The organism is Streptomyces sp. NPDC050164 (genome assembly GCF_044459945.1).
GTDB lineage: Bacteria > Actinomycetota > Actinomycetes > Streptomycetales > Streptomycetaceae > Streptomyces > Streptomyces coeruleorubidus_A.
The window spans coordinates 75,095-98,792 of the sequence record NZ_JBITJK010000035.1; the positions used below are offsets into that span (position 1 = coordinate 75,095).

The following is a 23,698-nucleotide window of genomic DNA, read 5'->3' on the forward strand; positions in this document are numbered from 1 at the left end:
GCCCGAAGTTTCTTAGGGGGTCTGGGGGCGACCCCCAGGATTCTTCTGCACGGCCCAACCAGGGCCGTCGTAAGTACGTACTGCCTATTGAGTTGCTGCTCAGCTCGTGAGCCGGCGGCTGGCGTCCTCGATGCGGTCCGCGAGGGAGCCGTTGATGACCTCGTCGCCGACCTGCACCCGGATCCCGCCGAGGACCTCGGGGTCCACGTCCAGGTTGAGGTGCATCTTGCGGCCGTAGAGCTTCGCGAGGGCGGCGCCCAGGCGCTGCTTCTGCGCGTCGCTCAGCGGTACCGCCGAGGTGACGGTGGCGACCATGCGGTCCCGGCGCTCGGCGGCGAGCTTGGACAGGGACTCCAGTCCCGACTCCAGGCTACGTCCCCGCGGCGCGGTCACAAGGCGCGTCACCAGACGCTCGGTGGCCGCCTGCGCCCGGCCGCCGAGCAGGCTGCGCAGCAGCGCGCTCTTGGCCGAGGTGGTGGCCTTGCGGTCGGTCAGCGCGGCGCGCAGCTCGGTGCTGCCGGAGACGATCCGCCCGAAGCGGAACAGCTCGTCCTCGACGTCGTCGAGCTTGCCCGCCTTCTGCGCGGCGGTGAGGTCGGCGGTGTCGGCCAGCGTCTCCAGTGCGTCCACCAGGTCGCGCGACTGCGACCAGCGGGAGCGCACCATTCCGGCGACCAGGTCGGCGGCCGGGCCGCTGACCTGGGTGCCGAGCAGGCGCTGGGCCAGTTCGGCCTTGGCTTCACCGGCCTGCGCCGGGTCGGTGAGGACCCGACGCAGCGACACCTCGCGGTCGAGCAGCGCGGTGACGGCGGCCAGCTCGTCGGCGAGCGAGCCGGCGTCCACGGACGTGGAGTCCGTCAGCGCGTCGAGACGCTCGCGTGCGGCTGCCAGGGCCTCGCGGCTCGCTCCGTTCATCGGCCGGCCTCGGCCTTCTCCTCGAGGTCGTCGAGGAACCGGTCGATCACGCGGCTCTGGCGGGCGTGGTCCTCGAGGGACTCGCCGACGAGCTTGCCGGCCAGGTCGGTGGCGAGCTTGCCGACGTCCTGGCGGAGCGCGGACGAGGCGGCCTTGCGGTCGGCCTCGATCTGGGCGTGACCGGCGGCGACGATCTCCTCGCGCTGCCGCTGGCCCTCGGCCCGCATCTCGGCGATGAGGGCGGCACCCTGCTCCTGCGCCTCCTGGCGCAGACGCGCGGCCTCGTGCCGGGCCTCGGCGAGCTGTGCCTTGTACTGCTCAAGGACGCTCTGGGCCTCGACCTTCATGGTCTCGGCCTCTTCGATACCGCCTTCGATCGCCGCGCGGCGCTCCTCCAGAACCTTGTTGATGTTCGGAAGCAGCTTCTTCCAGAAGAAGAAGAACACGATGGCGAAGGCGATGGTGCCGACGAGCAGCTCGGGGCCCGGAGGAATGAGCGGGTTCTGCTCTTCCTCGGCCGCCAGCTGCACCAGGTTGGCGATCACATCAGTGCCTTTCGTCGAAAGGTTCGGCTCGTCAGCGTTCGTCAGTTGTAGACGAACGGCATGACGATGCCGATGAGGGCGAGCGCCTCACAGAAGGCGAAGCCGAGGATCTGGTTGGCACGGATCAGACCGGCCGCCTCGGGCTGGCGGGCCAGGGCCTGGGTGCCGTTGCCGAAGATGATGCCGACGCCGACGCCGGGGCCGATGGCGGCGAGGCCGTAGCCGATGGAACCGATGTTGCCTTCGACGGCGGCGAGGGTCTCAAGGGCAGCCATGCTGATTCTTCCTTCTCTTTCATGGACCGGCGGGGGTTGGCCACCGGACGTTCTTGGGGCTTGTGGGGCGGAGCGGCTCAGTGGTGCTTGGCGAGAGCGCCCTGGATGTACGAGCAGGCAAGCAGGACGAAGACGTACGCCTGGACGGCCTGCACGAAGAGCTCGAAGAGGATCATGACCATCGTCATGACGAAGGAGACACCGGCGGCCGGGATCAGCCAGCTGTTCAGCAGGTACCACGAGGCGACGGTGAACATCACCAGCATCAGGTGGCCGGCGAACATGTTGGCGAAGAGTCGGACCGCGTGCGTGAAGGGTCGAACGAGCAGGTTCGAGAAGAACTCGATGACCATCACGAGCGGGAGAACCGGGCCGAGTTCCTTGTCGTAGCCGGTGACGTTCTTGAAGAAGCCGACGAAACCGTGCCGCTTGAAGGTCAGCGAGACCCACACCACGTAGACGATGGCGGCCAGCACCATCGGGTAGGCGATGATCGACGACACCGGGAACTGGGCCAGTGGGATCACGGACCAGATGTTCATGATCCAGATGAAGAAGAACAGCGAGACCATCAGGGGGACGTACTTCTCGCCCTCCTTCTTACCGAGGGTCTCGTAGACGATGCCGCGGCGGACGAAGTCGTAGCCTGCCTCGCCGATCATCTGGAGCTTGCCCGGCACCACCTTCGCCTTGCCGAAGGCGAGCGTGAAGAAGGTGACGACAAGCAGGGTGGTGATGACCGCGAGCAGCATCACCTTGTTGAACTCGAACCCTCCAACCGTGGCGATCGGCTTGAAGAGGAACGAGTGCAGGCCCGGAGCCGGAAAACCACACCCGTTGTCGGACATGATCCGACAGCTCCAGTCAAAGGCGAGCTGGGTCTGGTCAGCACTCACCGCGGGCTCCTTCGGCGTGACGCATGGGTACGGCAACCTCGTTGTGTCGGCGCGGCACAGAGCCGCGGTTCGGCACGGGACTGGTGTTACGGATGTGGGGGCGGCTGGGGGGCATCTCGCCTCGCGAGGGAGCAGGCGTCAGCTCGGATGCCCGCGCCCGCGATGCCGCAGTTGGCACCGGACGATAGCAGGAGATCTCTTGCCTCTTTATCCCGGGCCTACCCCTCACGACGAGTGCCCCGACTTTTCGGGCTTCCCGCCCGTCGTCGAATCGGGCTCGACGTAAAGGATCTTGGCCTTCATGTGGGCACGCGTCTGCGCGGCGATCCATGCGAGGGTGCCGACGACGAGCGTGATAGCGAAGGCTTTGGGGTCGAACAGCGTCGTGTTCTTGAACGCCGCGACAAAGACGAACAGCAGAAGGATCTGCGCCGCGTAGAGCATCAGGCCCATCGCCTGGAAAAGGTGCGGAAGCGATTTGGCAGTGCGCCGCAGGACGTAGAGACCGATCCCCATGAACAGGATCACCACGAGCGTCGCGACGACCGCCCCGATCGCTCCCTTGCCGCCGGCAACCACACCACTGATGACGGCGGCAACAGCACCGACGGCAGCCGTGGGCACGGCGGCCTGGGCCAGAATCCGGGCGTCATTGGACGGCATGGCGGCAACTCCGCTTTCGCAGGGGGCAGGGGTGTCGTCATGGACGAGCGTAGTCCCGGGCTGAGTGGAGACCTCACACCAATGGGCCGTCGCACTACGGCCCTTCGGCTCTATCCGGGGGTTCTCGTGAACCGTATCACAAACTATTTGATGCAGTCTTTACCTGAAGGTGTGCGCACCGTCACACATGAGAGTGAACATGCGCGTCTGAGCGAGAACACTGCCGACTTGTCTGGTATTGGGACGCTTCGCTCCCCCATCGCAACCCCACGACTTGGCAATGCTCTAGTCAGATTCTTACCTTGTCCCGGCCTTACGCCGGTCCGCCAGCCGCGAACGGGCACCAACGGCGGTGGCCCCGTTGACTCCTGAGACCCCGGACACGACCGGGGCGTGGTTCTCACGCGCGACCGAGGCCGGCTGCTCGGCGGCGGACGCCGGCGTCGAGGCCTCGGGTGCCAGGGCCGGGACCCCGCGGCGCCGGTAGCGCGGCGGCACGAACTGCTCCATCCAGCGCGGGGCGCGCGGCGTGAAGCGCGGCAGCAGGAGCAGGGCCAGGCCGATCGCGCTGAGGAACACGATGCCGAGCACGATCCACATGGACGCCGAGTTGACCGAGTAGGCCAGCGCCCCGAAGGCGATCAGCGCCGACCAGAAGTACATGATCAGCACGGCCCGGCTGTGCGAGTGGCCGATCTCCAGCAGGCGGTGGTGCAGGTGGCCGCGGTCGGCCGCGAACGGCGACTGGCCGCGCCAGGTGCGGCGCACGATCGCCAGGATCAGGTCGGCGGCCGGCACCGCGATGATCGTCAGCGGCAGCAGCAGCGGGATGTAGACGGGGACCGTCTGGTGCACGGCCTCCTTCTCCGACCCGACGTACAGGTTGAGCGCGTCCGGGTCGACCTGGCCGGTGACGGAGATCGCGCCGGCGGCCAGGACCAGGCCGATCAGCATGGAGCCGGAGTCGCCCATGAAGATCCGCGCCGGGTGCATGTTGTGCGGCAGGAAGCCCAGGCACATGCCCATCAGGATCGCCGAGAAGAGAGTGGCGGGGGCGGCGGCCTCGATGCCGTAGGAGTACCAGATCCGGTAGGCGTACAGGAAGAACGCGGTGGCCGCGATGCAGACCATGCCGGCCGCGAGGCCGTCCAGGCCGTCGACGAAGTTGACCGCGTTGATGGTGATGACCACCAGCGCCACCGTCAGCAGGGTGCCCTGCCACTGGGTGAGCGCGACCGAGCCGATGCCCGGGATCGGCAGCCACAGGATCGTCAGACCCTGTACGACCATCACGCCCGCGGCGATCATCTGGCCGCCCAGCTTGATCAGGGCGTCGATCTCGAACTTGTCGTCCAGCACACCGATCAGCCAGATCACCGCCGCCCCGGACAGCAGCGCCCGGGGTTCGTTCGACGTCTCGAAGACCTGACTGAGGTTGGTCAGGTGGTCGGCGACCAGCAGGCCCGCGCACAGGCCGAAGAACATCGCGATCCCGCCGAGCCGCGGAGTGGGTTCCCGGTGCACGTCACGTGCCCGGATCTCCGGCATCGCTCCGGCCACGATCGCGAACTTCCGTACCGGCCCTGTCAGCAGATACGTCACCGCGGCCGTGATGCAGAGCGTCAGCAGGTATTCACGCACGGGCTTCCCCACAGGTCTCGCTGGCCATCACAGCCCCACACCCTAGCGATGCGCGCATACGAGTGGGGACTTCCGGGTAGCGACGATGGTTGCACGAGTAGCTGTGCACCCTGGTGCGCTTACCCCGACTCAAGCCGGATACGGCGGAAATCCACCGGCCAGCTCCCGCACTTCTTCACGGGCCCTCACGGTCTCGGTCACGCCCCTGAGCACCCCCGCGAGCAGCTCGGCGATCCGCGCCATCTCCGCCTCGCCCATGCCCTGCGTGGTGACGGCGGCCGTGCCCAGCCTGAGCCCCCGGGCGTCGCCGTGCGGCAGCGCGCAGCAGTCCATGACCAGGCCGGCCGCGGCGAGACGGCCCCGGGCGGTGCGGCCGTCGACGCCGAGCGGTGCCGGGTCGGCGGTGATCAGATGGGTGTCCGTGCCGCCCGTGGTGACGACCAGGCCCTCGGCGGCCAGCCGGGCCGCGAGAACCCTCGCATTGGCGACCACCTGATGGGCGTACACGGCGAACGCCGGTGTTGCCGCCTCCCCGAACGCGACCGCCTTGGCGGCGATGGTGTGCATCTGCGCGCCGCCCTGTGTGAAAGGGAACACGGCCCGGTCGACCCGCTCGGCCAGCTCCGCTCGGCACAGGATCATGCCGCCGCGCGGACCCCGCAGCACCTTGTGGGTCGTCGCACAGACGATGTCCGCGCACGGCACCGGGTTCGGCGCCGCTCCCCCGGCGACGAGCCCGATGGGATGCGCGGCGTCCGCGACGAGGTAGGCGCCCACCTCGTCGGCGACCTCGCGGAAGAACGCGTAGTCGATGTGCCGGGGGTAGGCGATCGAGCCGCACACGATCGCCTTCGGCCGGCGCGTGCGGGCCAGGGTGCGCACCTGGTCGTGGTCGATCAGTCCGGACTCGGCCTCCACGCCGTATCCGACGAAGTCGAACCAGCGGCCGGAGAAGTTGGCCGGCGAGCCGTGCGTGAGATGGCCGCCGTAGGGCAGGCCGAGGGCGAGGACGGTGTCGCCGGGGCGCAGCAGGGCGGCGTAGGCGGCCAGGACGGCCGAAGAGCCGGAGTGGGACTGCACGTTGGCGTGCTCGGCACCGAACAGCGCCCTGGCCCGGTCCACGGCGACGCGTTCGGCGACGTCGACGATCTCGCAGCCGCCGTGGTGGCGCGCTCCCGGGTAGCCCTCGGCGTACTTGTTCGCGAGCGGCGAGCCGAGGGCGGCCAGGACGGCCGGCGAGCTGAAGTTCTCGGCGGCGATCAGCTGGAGCGTGGTCGCCTGCCGCTCCCGCTCGCCGAGCAGGATGTCGGCGAGTTCGGGGTCCTGGCGGCGCAGGAGGTCTGCCTCGATGGCAGGGGTGACCGTCATGATGGGCTCCGGGCGGCGTCGACGGTGACGTACGTCCAATGTAGGCCCGGGGCCCCTCGGGCGCTCGGTCGTTACGTCTTTGCGGGGACGCCCGTCAGGGCCGTGACGACCGGATCGAGTGCCTGGTGTATCTCGTCCCCGATGGACCGGAAGAACGTCAGGGGCGCCCCGTACGGGTCGTACACCTCGTCCGCCTCGGCGTTCGGGGCCAGCAGCCACCCGCGTAGAGCCGCCGCGGCACGCACCAGCGCACGCGCGCGGGTGACCACGCCCTCCTCCAGGGGCGGCAGGGTCGCCGGGTCGATGGCCTTCACCAGGCGGGTGAACTCCTTGAGCGTGAAGGTCCGCAGGCCCGCCGAGTGCCCCATGGAGATGACCTGCGCCCGGTGGTCCCGGGTTGCGGTCAGCACCAGGTCGGCGCGGATCACGTGCTCGTCGAGGAGCTCGCGGCCGACGAAGCCGGAGGCGTCCGCGCCGAAGTCGGCCAGCACGGTCTCCGCGTTGGCCTCCATGGGGGCGCCCTCGTGACCCCAGGTGCCCGCGCTCTCCACGATCAGCCCGCCGCCCAGGATCCCGAGCCGCTCCCGCACGAAATGGCGGGTCAGCCGCTCGGTGATGGGCGAGCGGCATACGTTGCCGGTGCTGACGTGGAGGATGCGGAAGCTGTCGCGCGGAAGTCCCACGAAGGTCGTCGTGATCTCCGCCGCGCTTTCCCCGTTGCCTATGCCACGCCCCGCTCCAGGGGCCGTCAATTCGCCACCTCGAGGTCGGGTACGACCTTTCGCAGCTCTTCCGCGGAGAGCGCGCCGGCGCGCAGCAGCAGCGGCACCTCACGCGTCACGTCGACGATCGACGACGGGACGTTGCCGGGCGTCGGGCCGCCGTCCAGGTAGACGGAGACGGAGTCGCCGAGCATCTCCTGCGCGGCGTCGCAGTCCTCCGGCGCCGGGTGGCCGGTCAGGTTGGCGGAGGAGACGGCCATCGGGCCGACCTCCGTCAGCAGCTCGATGGCGACCGGGTGCAGCGGCATGCGCACGGCGACCGTGCCCCGGGTGTCGCCCAGGTCCCACTGGAGGGACGGCTGGTGCTTGGCGACGAGCGTCAGCGCGCCCGGCCAGAAGGCGTCGACCAGCTCCCAGGCCAGCTCCGAGAAGTCCGTGACGAGCCCGTGCAGCGTGTTCGGTGAGCCGATGAGCACGGGGGTGGGCATGTTGCGGCCCCGGCCCTTGGCCTCGAGCAGGTCGGCGACCGCCTCCGAGGAGAACGCGTCGGCGCCGATGCCGTACACCGTGTCCGTCGGCAGCACCACGAGCTCGCCACGGCGGACGGCGGACGCTGCCTCACGCAGACCGGTCACACGGTCGGTCGCGTCGTTGGTGTCGTATCGCCGTGCCATCTTTAGCTGGCCTCCTCGTACACGTGCTGCTGGGACGAAGTCTGCGAAGACTGTGGTGCGCTCACGGCAGTGCCTTGCGGGCCGTGGCGAAACGCGGGCGGTTGTTCAGGTCCGGATGGTCGGCTGCGTCGGTCCAGCCGCGGTCCTCGGCGAAGATCCACGGCACCTGGCCGCCCTGGGTGTCGGCGTGCTCCACGACCACGACGCCGCCGGGGCGCAGCAGCCGGTGCGCCGTGCGTTCCAGGCCGCGGATGAGATCGAGGCCGTCCTCGCCGGAGAACAGGGCCAGGCCGGGGTCGTAGTCCCGCGCCTCGGGGGCGACGTACTCCCACTCGGTGAGCGGGATGTACGGCGGGTTGGAGATGACGAGGTCGACCTGGCCGTCGAGGTCCGGGAAGGCCGTCAGGGCGTCTCCCTGACGCAGTTCGACCCTGGACCCCTCCACGTTCTTGCGGGTCCACCTGAGGGCGTCCTCGGACAGCTCCACGGCGTACACACGCGAGCGCGGCACCTCCTGGGCGAGGGCGAGCGCGATGGCGCCGGAGCCGGTGCACAGGTCGACGATGCACGGCTCGACGACGTCCATGGCCCGTACGGCGTCTATGGCCCAGCCGACCACGGACTCCGTCTCGGGCCGCGGTACGAACACCCCGGGGCCGACCTGGAGTTCCAGGTACCGGAAGTAGGCCCGCCCGGTGATGTGCTGGAGCGGCTCGCGGGCCTCGCGGCGGGCGATGACCTCCCAGTAGCGGGCGTCGAAGTCGGAGTCCTTGACGGAGTGCAGCTCGCCGCGCTTGACGCCGTGCACGAACGCGGCGAGCTCCTCCGCGTCGGTGCGCGGCGAGGGCACGCCGGCGTCGGCGAGCCGCTGGGTGGCCTGGGCCACCTCCGCGAGCAGCACGCTGCGGGGGCTTGGGGGTCGCCCCCCAAATGACTGCTGCACGCAAGTCCTCCGGTACTCGGTACTCCTGTGGATACTCCTGTGGGTCCTACGCGGCCGCGAGCTTCGCCGCCGAGTCCGCGTCGACGCAGGCCTGGATCACCGCGGCGAGGTCGCCGTCCAGCACCTGGTCCAGGTTGTACGCCTTGAAGCCGACGCGGTGGTCCGAGATGCGGTTCTCCGGGAAGTTGTACGTGCGGATCTTCTCGGAGCGGTCGACGGTGCGGACCTGGCTGCGGCGGGCGTCGGCGGCCTCCCTCTCCGCCTCCTCCTGTGCCATGGCGAGCAGCCTGGAGCGCAGGATACGCAGTGCCTGCTCCTTGTTCTGCAACTGGCTCTTCTCGTTCTGGCAGGAGGCGACGACTCCGGTCGGGATGTGCGTGATGCGCACGGCGGAGTCGGTGGTGTTGACGGACTGTCCGCCCGGCCCGGAGGAGCGGTAGACGTCGATGCGGAGGTCGTTCGGATTGATCTCGACGTCGACCTCCTCGGCCTCGGGAGTGACGAGGACACCGGCGGCGGAGGTGTGGATACGGCCCTGGGACTCGGTGGCGGGGACGCGCTGCACGCGGTGCACGCCGCCCTCGTACTTCAGACGGGCCCACACGCCCTGTCCCGGCTCCGTCGCACCCTGGCCACCCTTGGTCTTCACGGCCACCTGGACGTCCTTGTAGCCGCCCAGCTCGGACTCGGTGGCGTCGATGATCTCGGTCTTCCAGCCGACGCGCTCGGCGTACCGCAGGTACATGCGCAGCAGGTCGCCGGCGAACAGGGCCGACTCGTCGCCGCCCGCGCCCGCCTTGATCTCCAGGATGACGTCCTTGTCGTCGCTGGGATCGCGCGGGACGAGGAGAAGGCGCAGCTTCTCGGTCAGCTCCTCGCGCCGCTGCTCCAGCTCCTTGACCTCGGCCACGAAGTCGGGGTCGTCGGCGGCGAATTCGCGCGCGGTCTCGATGTCGTCGCCCGTCTGCGTCCAGGAGCGGTACGTGGCGACGATCGGGGTGAGCTCGGCGTAACGCTTGTTCAGCTTGCGCGCGTTTGCCTGGTCGGAGTGGACCGACGGGTCGGCGAGCTTCTTCTCCAGGTCGGCGTGCTCGGCGACGAGTTCCTCGACGGCCTCGAACATCTTGGGCTCCTGTGTACTGGCGGGGGTGAAGGGGCGGGCGACCAAAAACGCCGGTCCCGGAGCGCCCGGTGAGGGGGCGCGCCGCGGACCGGCGAAATGGGGCTCGCTACTTCTTGGAGCCGGCGGCCTTGCCGAAGCGGGCCTCGAAGCGGGCCACGCGGCCACCGGTGTCGAGGATCTTCTGCTTGCCCGTGTAGAACGGGTGGCACTCGGAGCAGACATCGGCGCGGATCGTGCCGGACTCGATGGTGCTGCGGGTGGTGAACGACGCGCCGCAGGTGCAGCTGACCTGCGTCTCGACGTACGCGGGGTGGATGTCGCGCTTCAAGGTGTCTCCTAGGTTTCGGGAGGGCGCCGGGTCGCTGCCGCGGGCTGCGGGAGCGTGAACCGGGGCCGACGTACCAGTCTGCCAGGACTGGTGCCTTCTCCCAAAACCGGGGGTCGCCGTTGTTTGTTCCCTGCGGGCCCGGTGGGGGCTTGGCGCGCCCACGCGGCGGAGCCGCACATCGATACAGCCCCGCGCCCCTTGGGCGCTGCCCTCAGGAGCCGCTCACGACGCCCTTGGCTTCGCCCGTTGCCGTGCCCTTCGTCGCGCTCTTCGGGATCGGCTTGTCGTTCTCCAGGGCCTTCCAGATCTGGTCGGCCTTCTTCTTCTGGAGGAGGACGCGGTTGGGGTCTGCCGGGTCGTAGGCCACCGGCATCGTGACCATGTGCATGTTGGACGGGGTGATGCTCTTGAGGCTGCCCGCGAAGGACGCGAGCTTGCTGACCGAGCCGAGGTCGGAGTCGGCCGTCACCGTCTTGGTCGCGGTCTCCGCGAGGTCGAGCAGCTTCTTGGGGTCGGTGAAGACGCCGACGTCCTTGACCTGGTTGACCAGGGCCTTGATGAAGGCCTGCTGGAGCTGGATGCGGCCCAGGTCGGAGCCGTCGCCGACGCCGTGGCGGGTGCGGACCAGGCCGAGGGCCTGCTCGCCGTCGAGTCTGTGGGTGCCGGCCCTCAGCTTCAGGTGGCTGTCGGGGTCGTCGATGCTCTTGGTCGTGGTGACCTCGACGCCGCCGAGGTCGTCGATGAGCTTCTGGAAGCCGGCGAAGTCGACCTCCAGGTAGTGGTCCATGCGCAGGTCGGTGATCGACTCGACGGTCTTCACGGCGCAGGCGGCCCCGCCGGTGGAGTACGCGGAGTTGAACATCACGCCGTTCGCGGCGGGGTGCTCGTCGCCCTTGGTGTCCGTGCACGCGGGCCGGTCGATGAGGGTGTCACGCGGGATGGAGACCACGCTGGCCTTCTTGTGGCCCTTGTAGACGTGCACGATCATCGCCGTGTCGGAGCGGGCGCTGCCGTCGTCGGTGCCGCCGCCGAGCTTCTTGTTGCCGCCGGCGCGGGTGTCGGAGCCGAGGACGAGGATGTTCTCCGAGCCGTTGTCGGCCTTCTTGGGGCGGTCCGTGCCGAGGGCCTGGTCGATGTCGACGCTCTTCAGGTTGCCGTTGAGCTTGAAGTACAGGTAACCCGCCCCCGCGCCGCCCAGGACGACGATGCCCGCGGCGGTCCAGGCCGTCGCCATCAGGCCCCTGTGACGCTTGCCGGGCTTGCGGCGTCGGCCCTTGGCGCGGTGGCGCGGCCCGGTGGCGCCGGTATCGTCCGGTATGCCCGGACCCGGCGTGCTCTCGGCAGACATGTGCTCCTCAGCTCGTCTACGGTCGGTTACCCCCTGCGGTCAGTACCAGGCGTGAACGGTCGGGGACCTGCTCCTGGCACCATCGTCCCTCCGCCTGGTCAGACGGAGAAACTCGGGAAAGGGTTGCACAACGGACTGTGCCCACCGCGTGCGGCGGTGGGCACAGTGTGTGTTCGTCACAGCGAGGGGTACCTCGCTCACCTGCGGTTTCAGCCGAAGATGTCGTACTGCTTGAAATCGGTACCGACGGACACCCTTGTGGCAAAGATCTCGCTGGTCGCCTTGCCGGTGCCCGGGTACAGGTAGAGCGTGCCGCCCGGGGTGCGGGCCAGGAAGTCGGCCTTGCCGTCGCCGGTGATGTCGCCGGTCGCGTCGAAGGCGTTGTAGCCGCTCCAGGTGCGCACCTTGACCCGGGCCGAGAAGGCGCCCGAGCCGGCCTGGCCGGTGCCCTTGTAGAGGTACACGTAGCTGCCCGATGAGCTGCGGGCGATCAGGTCGGTCTTGCCGTCCCCGGTGAAGTCGCCGTGGCCGCGCACGGAGTTGTACTGGTTCCAGCCGGAGCCGACCTTCACGCGGGGCGCGAAGGTGCCGTTGCCCTTGCCCGGGTAGATCCACATCACGCCCGCGGAGTCGACCGAGAGCAGGTCGGGCAGGTAGTCGCCGGTGACGTCACCGGGGGTGATGATGCGGGTGCGGGTCTTCCAGTTGTCGGCGAGCTGCTTGGTGGACCAGGTGCCGCTGGAGATCACGTAGTGGGTCCAGAAGAGGTCGCCGTCGCTGCTGCGCCGGTAGACCAGGTCCTGGTAGCCGTCCCGGTCGAGGTCCGTCTGGAGGACGACGTTGAAGCCGTTCCAGTTGCCCCAGGACTCGCGGGCGGCGAAGGACGTGCCCTTGGAGTCCTTGGAGTAGCCGGTCTTGGTTGAGGCGTTGCGCACCCACAGGTCGGCCTTGTGGTCGCCGCTGATGTTGGTGTCGTCGACCCTCGGGTAGGTCGCGCCGACGTACGAGCTGACCTTGCTGAAGACGCTGTAGGCGCTCTTGGCGACGCAGTCCGTCACGCCCCAGGACACGACACCGACGATCCGGTTGTTCACGACCAGCGGGCCGCCGGAGTCGCCGTTGCAGGCGGAGACGGTGCCGGCGTCGCTGCCGGTGGCGGGCTCGCCCGCGCAGACCATGTGCCCCTTGACGAAGTCCCCGCCGTAGTAGCCGGCGCAGGTGGTGTCGGACTGGACGGGCAGCGTGGCCGTCTTCAGCGTCTCGGAGATGGCGTCGCTGGTGGAGCTGGTGCGGCCCCAGCCGTAGACCTTGGCGCTGGTGCCCGCCTTGTACGACGTGGTGTCGCCGGACGTCGTCATACGGATCGGGGTGGCCTTGACCGGGACGGGCAGGGTGAGCACCGCGATGTCGTTGTCGATGGTCGTCGCGTTGTACGACGGGTGGTTCCACTGCCGCCAGACGCCGGTGACGGTGCCGCCGTGCAGGTCGCTGCCGTCGGCCGAGGGCAGCTGGGAGGTGCCGGTGACGATGGCGCCGTTGGCGTTCCAGTTGTAGCCCTTGACGCAGTGCGCGGCGGTGAGGATCTTCGTCGGTGCGACCACGGCGCCGCCGCAGAAGAAGCCGATGTCGTCGCTCGTGCCCGAGGTGCCCCGGCCGTCGTAGTAGTGGAGCTGCGCCATCCACGGGGCCGAGGTGATGGTGGTCTCGTTGCCGCCGATGACCTTCGGGTCGACGGTGGAAGGGCTCGTGTTCGTGCTCGCGCTGAGCGAGGCCTTGTTCGTCTTCCCGGCGACGTCGTCACCGGCCATGGCGCCGGCGACGCGCTTCTCCAGCTCGGCGAGCGACGGTGAGCTGGTGGCGGGCTTGATTGTCGGCTGCGGCAGTGCGGTGGCCGCACCGGCGGACGTCGTCAGCAGCGCGGCGGCCACGGCGGCGGCGACACCGGCCGCGGCGACGGGAACGGCGATACGTATCCGGCGTCTGTGCCGACCGCCCCCGGGCATGGTTCTACCCACGAATGTCCCCCCTCGGGATCACAAGTTCGAAGAGAGCGTGATCCTACATGCACATGAACACCACAAAGGGCCGCTCCCGTCGCATGTGAACGGGGGCGGCCCTGTGCGCCGTGCCTGTCTCAGTCGCCGTTGCCGGGCGTCGGCGTCGTCTTCTGGATCTGCATCAGGAACTCGGCGTTCGACTTCGTCTGCTTCATCTTGTCGAGAAGCAGCTCGACCGCCTGCTGCTGGTCGAGGGCGTGCAGCACCCGGCGCAGCTTCCAGACGATGGCGAGCTCGTCGTTGGCGAGCAGGATCTCTTCCTTACGGGTGCCGGACGCGTCGACGTCCACCGCCGGGAAGATGCGCTTGTCGGCGAGCTTCCGGTCGAGCTTGAGCTCGGCGTTACCCGTGCCCTTGAACTCCTCGAAGATGACCTCGTCCATGCGGGACCCGGTGTCCACCAGGGCGGTGGCGAGGATGGTCAGCGAGCCGCCGTCCTCGATGTTGCGGGCCGCACCGAAGAAGCGCTTCGGCGGGTACAGCGCCGTCGAGTCGACACCACCGGACAGGATGCGGCCGGAGGCCGGGGCGGCGAGGTTGTACGCACGGCCCAGACGCGTGATGGAGTCCAGCAGGACGACCACGTCGTGACCGAGCTCGACCAGCCGCTTCGCACGCTCGATGGCGAGCTCCGCGACCGTCGTGTGGTCCTCGGCCGGGCGGTCGAAGGTCGAGGAGATGACCTCGCCCTTGACCGACCGCTGCATGTCGGTGACCTCTTCCGGACGCTCGTCGACGAGGACGACCATCAGGTGGCACTCGGGGTTGTTGTGCGTGATCGCGTTGGCGATCGCCTGCATGATCATGGTCTTGCCGGTCTTCGGCGGGGCCACGATCAGACCGCGCTGGCCCTTACCGATCGGCGACACGAGGTCGATGATGCGGGTGGTCAGCACGCCCGGGTCGGTCTCCAGGCGGAGCCGGTCCTGCGGGTACAGCGGCGTGAGCTTGTTGAACTCCGGGCGGCCACGGCCGTGTTCGGGCGCCATGCCGTTGACGGAGTCCAGGCGGACCAGCGCGTTGAACTTCTCGCGGCGCTCGCCTTCCTTCGGCTGGCGGACGGCACCGGTGATGTGGTCGCCCTTGCGCAGGCCGTTCTTGCGGACCTGGGCGAGGGAGACGTACACGTCGTTCGGGCCGGGCAGGTAGCCGGACGTGCGGATGAAGGCGTAGTTGTCGAGGATGTCCAGGATGCCCGCGACGGGGATCAGGACGTCGTCCTCGGCGATCTGCGGCTCGCTGACCTCGTCACGGCCGCGACGGCCACGGCGGTCGCGGTAACGCCCGCGACGCCCACGCCGACCGCCCTCGAAGTCGTCGTCGTCCTGCTGACGGTCACGGTCCTGACGGCCGCCGCCCTGCTGCTGGTTCTGCTGGCCGCGCTGGCCGCCCTGCTGGTCGTCGCCCTTGTTGCCACGACGGTCACGGTCACGGTCCCGGTCCCGGTCCCGGCCGCGGTCACGGCGGTCGCGACGACGGCCCTCGCCGCCGTCGCCGGCGTCGGACTTGGCGTCGTTCTGGGACTGCTGCTGCGCCTGCGGCTCGCCCTTGGACTCGTTCTTCGCCTCGGCGGCAACGGTCTCGGCAGCGGCAGCCGGGGAGCCGGCGTCGGCGGTGGCCCGGCGACGGCGGCGCTCGGAGGGCGCGTCGTCGCTGGCAGGCTGGCCGGGGATCTCGATCTGCTGCTGGGCCACGGCCTTCTCGGCCTTGTCGGCCTTCTCGGCGGGGGCCTCGGAGGCCTGCTTCGCGTCCGCCTTCTTCTCCGCCTTCTCGGCGTTGTCCCCCGTACGGGTCCGGGAGGTGGCGCGGCGCTTCGGCTTGGTCTCGGCGGGGGCCTCGGCCTTCGCGGCCGGAGCGGCGCCGCCGGACGCCTGCGCCTCCTTGATGACCTCGATCAGCTGGCTCTTGCGCATACGCGCGGTGCCCCTGATGCCGAGGCCGGATGCGACCTGTTGCAGCTCGGCCAGCACCATGCCCTCGAGGCCGGTACCGCGGCGCCGCCGGGAGCCGGCACCGGTGGCAGGCGCGGAGGCGTCCGTGGCGGGCGCGGCAGCGGTCTCCTCGACACGTGCGCCCATCAGATCGGTGGTGTCGCTCACGAAGGGTCCTTCCCTGGAGCGGACGTCGGCCTGTCTGGCTCGGCGACCGGTTGTGCTGTCCGGCTTCGGTCCGTGTGGTGTGAACCGTGCCGGGGCGGTGGTCCGCCTCAGCGGCGGAGGAATCTGGTGATGGCGCTTCCGTATGCCGCGGCACCCAGTGTCAGTGTCACGCGGCGTGGTCGCACCGGTTCCGGAGCGTGCCCTGCGCCCCGCTCAGTGTCCGTGTACGACGTACGGTCCGACGTACGGAACACAGTGCGGCTTTGGGGGCTCCCGGAAGAATGTCTGTCCCGGACGGGGACACGAGGCACCTCGCCATGGTGGGGTCGGGTGCAGACTTGAGATTAACACTACCGGATCCAACAAACATTCCCCCTCTCGAAATCCGGCAACCGTGCGCTTGTTAAATGTCACCGGAGGTCGCGAGCGGCAGCACGCTCGCGCCCTGCGGATCGAGGCTCAGCCGGTTCGCCGCCCAGTCGGCGCCCGCCAGGGCCTCGACCTTGTCGGCGGTGCCCGGGTCGGCCAGCGCCATGACCGTGGGGCCGGCGCCGGAGATGACCGCGGGGACGCCCTCGGCCCGCAGCCGCTCCACCAGAGCCGCGCTCTCGGGCATCGCCGGGGCGCGGTACTCCTGGTGCAGGCGGTCCTCGGTGGCCGGCAGCAGCAGCTCGGGGCGTCGCGTCATGGCCTCGACGAGCAGGGCGGCCCGGCCCGCGTTGGTGACGGCGTCGACGTGCGGCACGGAGCGCGGGAGCAGGCCGCGCGCGGTTTCGGTGAGTACCGGCTTTCCGGGCACGAAAACCACCGGAACGATGGAATCGGCGGGTTCCAACCTGATCGCCCGGGCCGCGCCGCCTTCCATCCAGGACAGCGTGAAGCCGCCCAGCAGGCACGCGGCGACGTTGTCGGGGTGGCCCTCGATCTCGGTGGCGAGTTCCAGCAGCACGGTGTCGTCGAGCTTGGCCTCGGCGCCTATGGTCACGGCACGCGCGGCGACGATGCCGGCGCAGATGGCGGCCGATGAGGAGCCCAGGCCCCGGCCGTGCGGAATGCGGTTGGCGCAGACGATTTCCAGGCCGCGCGGCTGTCCGCCCAGCAGATCGAAGGCGGTGCGCAGGGAACGTACGAGAAGGTGCTGCTCGTCGCGCGGGAGCGTCTCGCTGCCCTCACCCGCGATGTCGATGTGCAGCCCGGAGTCGGCCACCCGGACGACCACGTCGTCGTACAACCCCAGCGCGAGGCCGAGGGCGTCGAAGCCCGGGCCGAGGTTGGCGCTGGTGGCGGGGACGCGCACCCGGACGGCGGCGGCGCGGAACGCTGGACCGGCCATCGCTCGATGACTCTCCTTGAGCTGCGTGATTGTCGAATGACGTGGGATGGACATTCGATGGTGTACGAGAACCCTGGGGGCCGCGGAGACGGCGCGGCTCCGCGGCATATGCGGCGGGCGGGTTCAGTACAGCCTATCGAAGGAAGGTTCTGTGGCGACATAGGGCGCACAGGAGGCGCACGATGCGTGTCGTAAGCCCCCTGTGCACCCCCCGTAGGGAACCTCCCCGGGCGAGCGCCGCCTTACGCCGGAACGTGTCGGGCGTTACACCGGCGCTCGGCGCGTCGGCGCACGTCAGACCAGTCCGAGGCGCTCCGCCGCGGCCGCCGAGTCGACGGGGACGGTGACCGGCTGCGGGGCACCGGCGACGGCCCAGTCGGGGTCCTTCAGCCCGTTGCCCGTGACGGTGCACACGATCCGCTGCCCCGGGTCGACCTTGCCCTGCTCGGCGGCCTTCAGCAGACCCGCGACGGACGCGGCGGACGCCGGCTCGACGAAGACACCCTCCTGCGAGGCCAACAGCCGGTAGGCGCGCAGGATCTCACGGTCCGTCACCTCGTCGATGAAGCCGCCCGACTCGTCCCGCGCGGCGAGCGCGTACTGCCACGAGGCCGGGTTGCCGATGCGGATGGCGGTGGCGATGGTCGACGGGTCCTTGACGATCTCGCCACGCACGATCGGGGCACTGCCGGAGGCCTGGAAGCCCCACATCCGGGGGGTCCGGGTGGCCACCCCGTCGGCGGCGTACTCCTTGTAGCCCTTCCAATAGGCCGTGATGTTGCCCGCATTGCCCACCGGCAGGACGTGGATGTCGGGCGCGTCGCCGAGCATGTCCACGATCTCGAACGAGGCCGTCTTCTGGCCCTCGATACGTACCGGGTTGACCGAATTGACCAGCGCCACGGGGTAGTTGTCGCTCAGGCCGCGCGCGAGCGTGAGGCAGTCGTCGAAGTTGCCGTCGACCTGGAGGATCTTCGCGCCGTGCACGAGGGCCTGGCCCATCTTGCCGAGCGCGATCTTGCCCTGCGGCACGAGCACGGCACAGACCATCCCGGCCCGCACGGCGTACGCGGCGGCGGAGGCCGACGTGTTGCCGGTGGAGGCGCAGATGACGGCCTTGGCACCCTCCTCCTTGGCCCTGGTGATGGCCATGGTCATACCGCGGTCCTTGAAGGAACCGGTCGGGTTCGCTCCCTCCACCTTGAGGTGGACCTCGCAGCCCGTGCGCTCGGAGAGCACCTGCGCGGGCACGAGCGGCGTGCCGCCCTCACGGAGCGTCACGACCGGCGTGGTGTCGGATACCGGCAGCCGGTCCCGGTACTCCTCGATGATTCCGCGCCACTGGTGGGTCATTGCTGGTTACTCTCCTTCAACCCGCATGATGCTGGCGACACCACGCACGGTGTCGAGCTTGCGCAACGCCTCGACGGTCCCGGTGAGGGCGGCGTCGGACGCACGATGGGTGACGACGACGAGGGACGCCTCGCCGTCCTTCCCCTGCTGGCGAACCGTATCGATCGAGACACCGTGCTCGGCGAAAACGGTCGCGACCTGGGCGAGAACACCCGGTTTGTCGGCCACGTCCAGGCTGATGTGGTAGCGCGTGACCACGTCGCCCATCGGCGACACCGGCAGGGCCGCGTAGGCGGACTCGCCCGGTCCGGTCGCTCCGTTGAGCCGGTTGCGGCAGACGGCGACGAGGTCGCCGAGGACGGCCGAGGCCGTAGGGGAACCGCCCGCTCCGGGGCCGTAGAACATGAGCTGCCCGGCGGCGTCGGACTCGACGAACACAGCGTTGTAGGCGCCGCGCACGGAGGCCAGCGGGTGGCTCAGCGGGATCATCGCGGGATGCACGCGCGCGGTGGCGGACGCCCCGTCCTCGGCCCGCTCGCAGATGGCGAGCAGCTTGATGGTGCAGCCCATCTCCTTGGCGGAGGCGAAGTCGGCTGCGGTGACCTCGGTCATGCCCTCGCGGTAGACGTCGTCGAGGCGCACGCGCGTGTGGAAGGCGATACCGGCGAGGATGGCGGCCTTGGCGGCGGCGTCGAAGCCCTCGACGTCGGCGGTCGGGTCGGCTTCGGCGTACCCCAGGGCGGTGGCCTCGTCGAGGGCCTCCTGGTAGCCGGCCCCGGTCGAGTCCATCTTGTCGAGGATGAAGTTGGTCGTGCCGTTGACGATGCCCATCACCCGGTTGATCTTGTCGCCGGCGAGGGACTCGCGCAGCGGCCGGATCAGCGGGATGGCACCAGCGACGGCGGCCTCGTAGTAGAGGTCCTTGTCGTGCTCCTCGGCGACGGCGTGCAGGGCCGCCCCGTCCTGGGCGAGCAGCGCCTTGTTGGCCGAGACGACGGAAGCGCCGTGTTCGAAGGCGGTGGTGATGAGGGTCCGCGCGGGCTCGATCCCGCCGATCACCTCCACGACGACATCAATGTCGCCGCGTTTGACGAGAGCGGTGGCGTCGGTGGTGACGAGGGCCTGGTCGATGCCTTCCCTGACCCTGTCGGGCCGCCGCACGGCCACGCCCGCCAGCTCCACGGGCGCCCCGATCCGGGCCGTGAGGTCGTCGGCGTGCGTCGTCATGATGCGCGCCACCTCTGAGCCGACCACTCCACAGCCCAGCAGCGCCACCTTCAGCGGACGCGTACGCATCATCCGACCTCGTTTCCTCATTACCGTCTACGGTGGAACCAGTCTCACTCACCGGACGGGAGTTTCTGCCCCCGGTCCGGATCGTGAGACATCTATTTCATTTTCCCGGGGCGGCAGACAGGAGATCTTCCGCCCCGCGGCGTTCGGCTTCCCGGCCTTCCACTTCTCGGCCTTCCGCTTCTCGCTCAGCCGACGTCGAGACGCAGCAGGTCCTCCTCCGTCTCACGGCGGACGATCACCCGGGCCTCGCCGCCCTGCACGCTGACGACGGGCGGCCGCAGCACGTGGTTGTAGTTGCTGGCCATGGACCGACAGTAGGCGCCCGTGGCCGGTACGGCGATGAGGTCACCCGGTGCCACATCGGCCGGCAGGAACGCGTCCTTGACCACGATGTCCCCGCTCTCGCAGTGCTTGCCGACGACCCGGGCGAGCATCGGCTCGGCGTCGGAGGTGCGGGAGACCAGCGCGACGCTGTACTCGGCGTCGTACAGCGCGGTGCGGATGTTGTCCGACATGCCGCCGTCGACGGAGACGTACGTCCGCAGCCCGTCGAGGGGCTTGACGGTGCCGACCTCGTAGAGCGTGAAGGCGGTCGGGCCGACGATGGCGCGCCCCGGCTCGACGGAGATGCGCGGCGTGCGCAGCCTGGCGGCCTCGCACTCACGGCTGACGATCTCGCTGAGCGCCTTGGCGATCTCGTGCGGCTCACGCGGGTCGTCGTCACTGGTGTACGCGATCCCGAGCCCGCCGCCGAGGTCGATCTCCGGCAGCTCGACGCCGTGCTCGTCGCGGACGTCCTTGAGCAGCGAGACGACCCGGTGGGCGGCGACCTCGAACCCGGACATGTCGAAGATCTGCGAACCGATGTGACTGTGGAGGCCGACGAGTTCGAGCCCGTCGAGCTGAAGTGCACGGCGTACGGCCTCGGCGGCCTGTCCGCCGGCCAGCGGGATGCCGAACTTCTGGTCCTCGTGGGCCGTGGCGATGAACTCGTGGGTGTGGGCCTCGACGCCGACGGTGATCCGGATCAGGACCTTCTGCCGCTTCCCGAGGCTCTGCGCGATGTGGGCGACCCGGACGATCTCCTGGAAGGAGTCGAGCACGATGTGCCCCACACCGGCCTCGACGGCCCTGGTGATCTCGTCGACGGACTTGTTGTTGCCGTGGAAGGCGATGCGGTCGGCGGGCATGCCGGCGGAGAGGGCGGTGGCCAGCTCGCCGCCGGAGCAGACGTCGACGTTCAGCCCTTCCTCGTGCAGCCAGCGCACGACGGCACGGGAGAGGAACGCCTTGCCGGCGTAGTAGACGTCGGCGCCGGTCCCGAACGCGGTGCGCCACGCACGCGCGCGGGCCCGGAAGTCGGCCTCGTCGAGGATGTAGGCCGGGGTGCCGAACTCCTCGGCGAGCCGCGTGACGGAGATCCCCCCGACGGTGGCGACACCGTGCTCGTCACGCGTCACGGTCTGCGCCCAGATCTTGGGGTCCAGGACGTTGAGGTCGGCGGGCGGCGCCGAGTAGTGGCCCTCGGGGAGGACGTCGGCGTGACGGGGCCCGGCGGGGTGTGCGGAACGGCTCATTCTGCGTGCTCTTTCAGAGGTGGTCGGGTGCGTCGATGCCGAGCAGGGACAGGCCGCCGGCCAGCACCGCCCCGGCGGCTTCGGCGAGGGCGAGCCGGGCACGGTGGGCGGCCGAGGGTTTCTCGTCGCCGAGGGGCAGCACGGCGGGGAGCAGGGGCAGCGCGGCGTCGGCGACGGCGACGAGGTGCCGGGCCAGGCGGTCGGGACTGCGGTGGGCGGCGGCAGTGGTGAGGACGCGGGGGTGGTCGCCGAGTGCGGCGAGCAGCGCCTCGGCGTCGCTCACGGGGCCGGGCTCGGGGTGGAAGCCCAGGTCGGCGGCGTTGCGCAGGAGTGCCCGGGTGCGGGCGTGGGCGTACCGGACGCGGAAGAGAGGGTTGGCCTCCCGCTGGACCAGATGATCACCGGGGATCCGGGGCCGGTCGTGGGCGGCCGGGTACAGCAGGGCCCAGCGGGCGGCGTCGCGGCCGAGGGGCAGGGGGTCGGCGGGGGCGGGGACGGGGCGGACGGTGACGTCGAGGTCGGGGAGGGTGCGGGGGCCTGCGGAGTGGCTACCGGGATGGCTGCCGGAGCGGCCGCCGGAATGACTCCCGGAACGGCTGCCGGAATGACTACCGGAACGGCTGCCGGAGTGACTACCGGCATGGCAGCCGTCCGCACCGAGGACGGTCTCCCACTCCGGCGCGGGCCGGCCGTCGCACGTGACGCGGACGAAGTCGCCCTGGCTGCGCAGCACGCGGGCCAGGGCGTCCGTGACGACGACGGCACGGACCTCCGCGGGGCACCGGAGCTGCACGACGGTCCCGCTGAACCCCTCGGCGTGGCCGTACCGCCGCCCACGTCGCAGGACCTCCTCGACGAGGAGTGCGGAGGCATTGCGTGCCAGGCTGAAGTTGAGAAATCCGGGTCCGGTGACGACGACATCGGCGATGGAGGTCTCACCGGCGAGACGCGACCTCAGGATCTCGGCCACGCGCCGCGGCGGCTGCCCTGCCGCGCCGGCCAGCTGGAGGGCGATGTTGGTGGCGTAGTCGCCACAGCCGCCGGGCCCCGGCGCAGTGACCACGGCCCGCTTCGGCACGGTCACGCTGAGCTCACCCTCGTCGACAGCGCGACGCACGGCGTGCAGCACGGTGCGGGAGAGCTCGACGGGGGTCACGGGGACAAGCGTATGGGAGGAGGGGGGTGGGTATGCGAGCCGGTTTCGAGGAGGGTCCGGGATGTGGACGCGGGGGGGCTGAGCCGTACGCAGCTGCCGTACGCAGCCATGGACCGGCAATCCACACGCGGCTGATGGATCAACCGCCGGCACTCCCGGCCCGCTCGGCCTCCCCCGCGCCGAGGACGGACCCGTAAGCGGGCGCACCACCGCCACCGGCACCACCACCGCTCCCGGGCCTCCCCCCACTCCGCTCCCGCTCGATCAACTGCCGCACCATCCCGACGAGTTCAGCGGGCTGGAACGGTTTGGCGAGGAAGGCGTCGACGCCCACTTCGAGCCCGGCCTCGACCTCGTACTGGGTACAGGCACTGATGATGGCGAGGGGCACGTCACGGGTACGCGGATCGGCTCGCAGGCGAGCGGCGGTCCGGACCCCGTCCAGCCGGGGCATGACGACGTCGAGGGTCACGACATCGGGCCGCACCTGATGAACGACATCAAGACACTCGGCACCATCGGCCGCGGTCACGACCTCCAGCCCCTCCAGCTCGAGGTTGACCCTGATCAACTGCCGGATGACCTTGTTGTCGTCCACAACAAGCACCCGGCCCGACGCGCCTGGCACAACTCGAGAGTAGGTCGACCCCGGCCACCGCGTCCGGGTTTTCCCCACTTCCACCCCGACCGGGCGACCCGCAACCCCGTCCCTGACAGCGGAAACCCGTTCATGACCACCCCGTGGGAGCTGGTAGTGTTCTACCCGTCGCCGCGAGCAACGCGACCGACACGCCCCCGTAGCTCAGGGGATAGAGCAACGGCCTCCGGAGCCGTGTGCGCAGGTTCGAATCCTGCCGGGGGCACTCCGGAAAAGGCTCCTGACCTGCAGAAATACAGGTCGGGAGTTTTTGCGTACACGCCAAAACGTACACGGTCTTTTGACCGTTGCTCCTTTTCGGCCCCATAGCGCCGCGAATAACCCGGCCAGCCCTCTCGGTTGACGGATTTCCGCAGGTCAAGGCCACTTCGCGAGGCGCTCGGCCGCCATACTGAGGACAAACTTCCGACCCCGGCACGGATCTGGAGAGAAACGTGGTCTCCGCGCCGAGAAACCGCTTCTGACCTGCCTGAATGTGGCTGACGCCACACAGAAACGTAAGCGGTCTGGTGGGTCGTTGCTCTTTACGCCCGGAGGCATGAATCTGCCGACTCCGCGACCGCATGACACTCAGGACCATGGTGGCCTCAAATATCCGTATGCCCGAGAAGCGGTATTCGTTTTCGCTCGGCGCGCTCAGCCTGAGAGCGGGGGCGCCCGACGGCCAGTTCGGCGGTGCGCAGGGACGCTGGGTGAGGCGGGCGGCTTCGTCGGCCGCGGCCGGGGGG

21 protein-coding genes and 1 tRNA gene are annotated in these 23,698 nt (G+C 69.7%); 1 reads left to right on the forward strand and 21 read right to left on the reverse strand.

Translation table 11 applies throughout. The features are described 5' to 3' along the window. Positions 1-99: 99 nt before the first annotated feature. The 21 genes from ACIBNA_RS34330 to ACIBNA_RS34430 form a co-directional block, all read right to left on the reverse strand. Complete coding sequence (locus ACIBNA_RS34330; protein ID WP_399169091.1) at positions 100-915, reverse strand: F0F1 ATP synthase subunit delta; 816 nt, start codon at positions 913-915, stop codon at positions 100-102. Then, positions 912-1,460: a F0F1 ATP synthase subunit B gene (locus ACIBNA_RS34335; RefSeq protein ID WP_274819616.1), complete on the reverse strand. Its 549-nt coding sequence runs from the start codon at positions 1,458-1,460 to the stop codon at positions 912-914. Before ACIBNA_RS34335 ends, ACIBNA_RS34330 begins: the two co-directional genes overlap by 4 nt. Positions 1,461-1,501: 41 nt before the next feature. Then, entirely contained in the window at positions 1,502-1,735 is a 234-nt protein-coding gene (atpE, locus tag ACIBNA_RS34340) for an ATP synthase F0 subunit C (RefSeq protein ID WP_143636214.1), read from the reverse strand. Positions 1,736-1,812: 77 nt separating this feature from the next. Continuing rightward, positions 1,813-2,583, reverse strand: coding sequence for a F0F1 ATP synthase subunit A (atpB, locus tag ACIBNA_RS34345; RefSeq protein WP_274822174.1), 771 nt, complete (start codon positions 2,581-2,583; stop codon positions 1,813-1,815). A gap of 273 nt (positions 2,584-2,856) precedes the next feature. Further along, positions 2,857-3,294 carry a hypothetical protein gene (locus ACIBNA_RS34350; RefSeq protein WP_399169093.1) on the reverse strand — a complete coding sequence of 146 codons (438 nt, stop codon included), beginning with the start codon at positions 3,292-3,294 and terminating at the stop codon, positions 2,857-2,859. 297 nt (positions 3,295-3,591) lie between these two features. Then, positions 3,592-4,935 carry an undecaprenyl/decaprenyl-phosphate alpha-N-acetylglucosaminyl 1-phosphate transferase gene (locus tag ACIBNA_RS34355; protein ID WP_399169094.1) on the reverse strand — a complete coding sequence of 448 codons (1,344 nt, stop codon included), beginning with the start codon at positions 4,933-4,935 and terminating at the stop codon, positions 3,592-3,594. Between the two features lie 129 nt (positions 4,936-5,064). Further along, positions 5,065-6,303: a serine hydroxymethyltransferase gene (gene glyA / locus ACIBNA_RS34360; RefSeq protein ID WP_399169095.1), complete on the reverse strand. Its 1,239-nt coding sequence runs from the start codon at positions 6,301-6,303 to the stop codon at positions 5,065-5,067. A 71-nt stretch (positions 6,304-6,374) separates the two neighbouring features. Continuing rightward, positions 6,375-7,055, reverse strand: coding sequence for a protein-tyrosine-phosphatase (locus ACIBNA_RS34365; protein ID WP_274819608.1), 681 nt, complete (start codon positions 7,053-7,055; stop codon positions 6,375-6,377). After that, the gene (locus ACIBNA_RS34370; protein ID WP_020272587.1) at positions 7,052-7,699 is read right to left on the reverse strand and encodes an L-threonylcarbamoyladenylate synthase; all 648 of its coding nucleotides are present in this window, start codon (positions 7,697-7,699) and stop codon (positions 7,052-7,054) included. The genes ACIBNA_RS34365 and ACIBNA_RS34370 overlap by 4 nt, the downstream gene beginning before the upstream one ends. Positions 7,700-7,760: 61 nt before the next feature. Next, entirely contained in the window at positions 7,761-8,600 is an 840-nt protein-coding gene (gene prmC, locus ACIBNA_RS34375) for a peptide chain release factor N(5)-glutamine methyltransferase (RefSeq protein WP_338783158.1), read from the reverse strand. Positions 8,601-8,688: 88 nt separating this feature from the next. Beyond that, positions 8,689-9,765 (reverse strand): peptide chain release factor 1, encoded by a 1,077-nt coding sequence (gene prfA / locus ACIBNA_RS34380; RefSeq protein ID WP_399169096.1) that lies wholly within the window; start codon positions 9,763-9,765, stop codon positions 8,689-8,691. 106 nt (positions 9,766-9,871) lie between these two features. Then, entirely contained in the window at positions 9,872-10,093 is a 222-nt protein-coding gene (gene rpmE, locus ACIBNA_RS34385; protein WP_333933958.1) for a 50S ribosomal protein L31, read from the reverse strand. Between the two features lie 211 nt (positions 10,094-10,304). After that, on the reverse strand, positions 10,305-11,441 hold the full coding sequence (locus ACIBNA_RS34390) for an LCP family protein (protein WP_399169097.1): 1,137 nt from the start codon (positions 11,439-11,441) through the stop codon (positions 10,305-10,307). Between the two features lie 209 nt (positions 11,442-11,650). Further along, positions 11,651-13,444, reverse strand: coding sequence for a trypsin-like serine protease (locus ACIBNA_RS34395; protein WP_399169111.1), 1,794 nt, complete (start codon positions 13,442-13,444; stop codon positions 11,651-11,653). Positions 13,445-13,575: 131 nt separating this feature from the next. Further along, positions 13,576-15,597, reverse strand: a complete 2,022-nt coding sequence (rho, locus tag ACIBNA_RS34400) for a transcription termination factor Rho (RefSeq protein ID WP_399169098.1) — start codon at positions 15,595-15,597, stop codon at positions 13,576-13,578. Between the two features lie 403 nt (positions 15,598-16,000). Next, positions 16,001-16,930, reverse strand: a complete 930-nt coding sequence (thrB, locus tag ACIBNA_RS34405; protein WP_399169099.1) for a homoserine kinase — start codon at positions 16,928-16,930, stop codon at positions 16,001-16,003. A 294-nt stretch (positions 16,931-17,224) separates the two neighbouring features. Then, positions 17,225-18,283, reverse strand: coding sequence for a threonine synthase (thrC, locus tag ACIBNA_RS34410; RefSeq protein ID WP_399169100.1), 1,059 nt, complete (start codon positions 18,281-18,283; stop codon positions 17,225-17,227). A 6-nt stretch (positions 18,284-18,289) separates the two neighbouring features. Beyond that, positions 18,290-19,582 carry a homoserine dehydrogenase gene (locus tag ACIBNA_RS34415; RefSeq protein ID WP_399169101.1) on the reverse strand — a complete coding sequence of 431 codons (1,293 nt, stop codon included), beginning with the start codon at positions 19,580-19,582 and terminating at the stop codon, positions 18,290-18,292. 182 nt (positions 19,583-19,764) lie between these two features. Then, complete coding sequence (gene lysA, locus ACIBNA_RS34420; RefSeq protein ID WP_399169102.1) at positions 19,765-21,156, reverse strand: diaminopimelate decarboxylase; 1,392 nt, start codon at positions 21,154-21,156, stop codon at positions 19,765-19,767. A 13-nt stretch (positions 21,157-21,169) separates the two neighbouring features. Then, positions 21,170-22,312, reverse strand: coding sequence for an ArgS-related anticodon-binding protein NrtL (gene nrtL / locus ACIBNA_RS34425; protein ID WP_399169103.1), 1,143 nt, complete (start codon positions 22,310-22,312; stop codon positions 21,170-21,172). A gap of 139 nt (positions 22,313-22,451) precedes the next feature. Beyond that, on the reverse strand, positions 22,452-22,940 hold the full coding sequence (locus ACIBNA_RS34430) for a response regulator (protein ID WP_399169104.1): 489 nt from the start codon (positions 22,938-22,940) through the stop codon (positions 22,452-22,454). Between the two features lie 163 nt (positions 22,941-23,103). Here ACIBNA_RS34430 and ACIBNA_RS34435 point away from each other — a divergent pair. Beyond that, positions 23,104-23,175 (forward strand) — tRNA-Arg (locus ACIBNA_RS34435). The last annotated feature ends 523 nt before the right edge of the window (positions 23,176-23,698 follow it).

Excerpts from the sequence above, each read along its gene's own strand:
- ACIBNA_RS34330 (WP_399169091.1), bottom strand. The coding sequence starts at position 915 with ATGAACGGAGCGAGCCGCGAGGCCCTGGCAGCCGCACGCGAGCGTCTC.
- atpE (WP_143636214.1), bottom strand. The coding sequence starts at position 1,735 with ATGGCTGCCCTTGAGACCCTCGCCGCCGTCGAAGGCAACATCGGTTCC.
- atpB (WP_274822174.1), bottom strand. The coding sequence starts at position 2,583 with ATGTCCGACAACGGGTGTGGTTTTCCGGCTCCGGGCCTGCACTCGTTC.
- ACIBNA_RS34350 (WP_399169093.1), bottom strand. The coding sequence starts at position 3,294 with ATGCCGTCCAATGACGCCCGGATTCTGGCCCAGGCCGCCGTGCCCACG.
- glyA (WP_399169095.1), bottom strand. The coding sequence starts at position 6,303 with ATGACGGTCACCCCTGCCATCGAGGCAGACCTCCTGCGCCGCCAGGAC.
- ACIBNA_RS34370 (WP_020272587.1), bottom strand. The coding sequence starts at position 7,699 with ATGGCACGGCGATACGACACCAACGACGCGACCGACCGTGTGACCGGT.
- prfA (WP_399169096.1), bottom strand. The coding sequence starts at position 9,765 with ATGTTCGAGGCCGTCGAGGAACTCGTCGCCGAGCACGCCGACCTGGAG.
- ACIBNA_RS34390 (WP_399169097.1), bottom strand. The coding sequence starts at position 11,441 with ATGTCTGCCGAGAGCACGCCGGGTCCGGGCATACCGGACGATACCGGC.
- ACIBNA_RS34395 (WP_399169111.1), bottom strand. The coding sequence starts at position 13,444 with ATGCCCGGGGGCGGTCGGCACAGACGCCGGATACGTATCGCCGTTCCC.
- thrB (WP_399169099.1), bottom strand. The coding sequence starts at position 16,930 with ATGGCCGGTCCAGCGTTCCGCGCCGCCGCCGTCCGGGTGCGCGTCCCC.
- thrC (WP_399169100.1), bottom strand. The coding sequence starts at position 18,283 with ATGACCCACCAGTGGCGCGGAATCATCGAGGAGTACCGGGACCGGCTG.
- ACIBNA_RS34415 (WP_399169101.1), bottom strand. The coding sequence starts at position 19,582 with ATGATGCGTACGCGTCCGCTGAAGGTGGCGCTGCTGGGCTGTGGAGTG.
- lysA (WP_399169102.1), bottom strand. The coding sequence starts at position 21,156 with ATGAGCCGTTCCGCACACCCCGCCGGGCCCCGTCACGCCGACGTCCTC.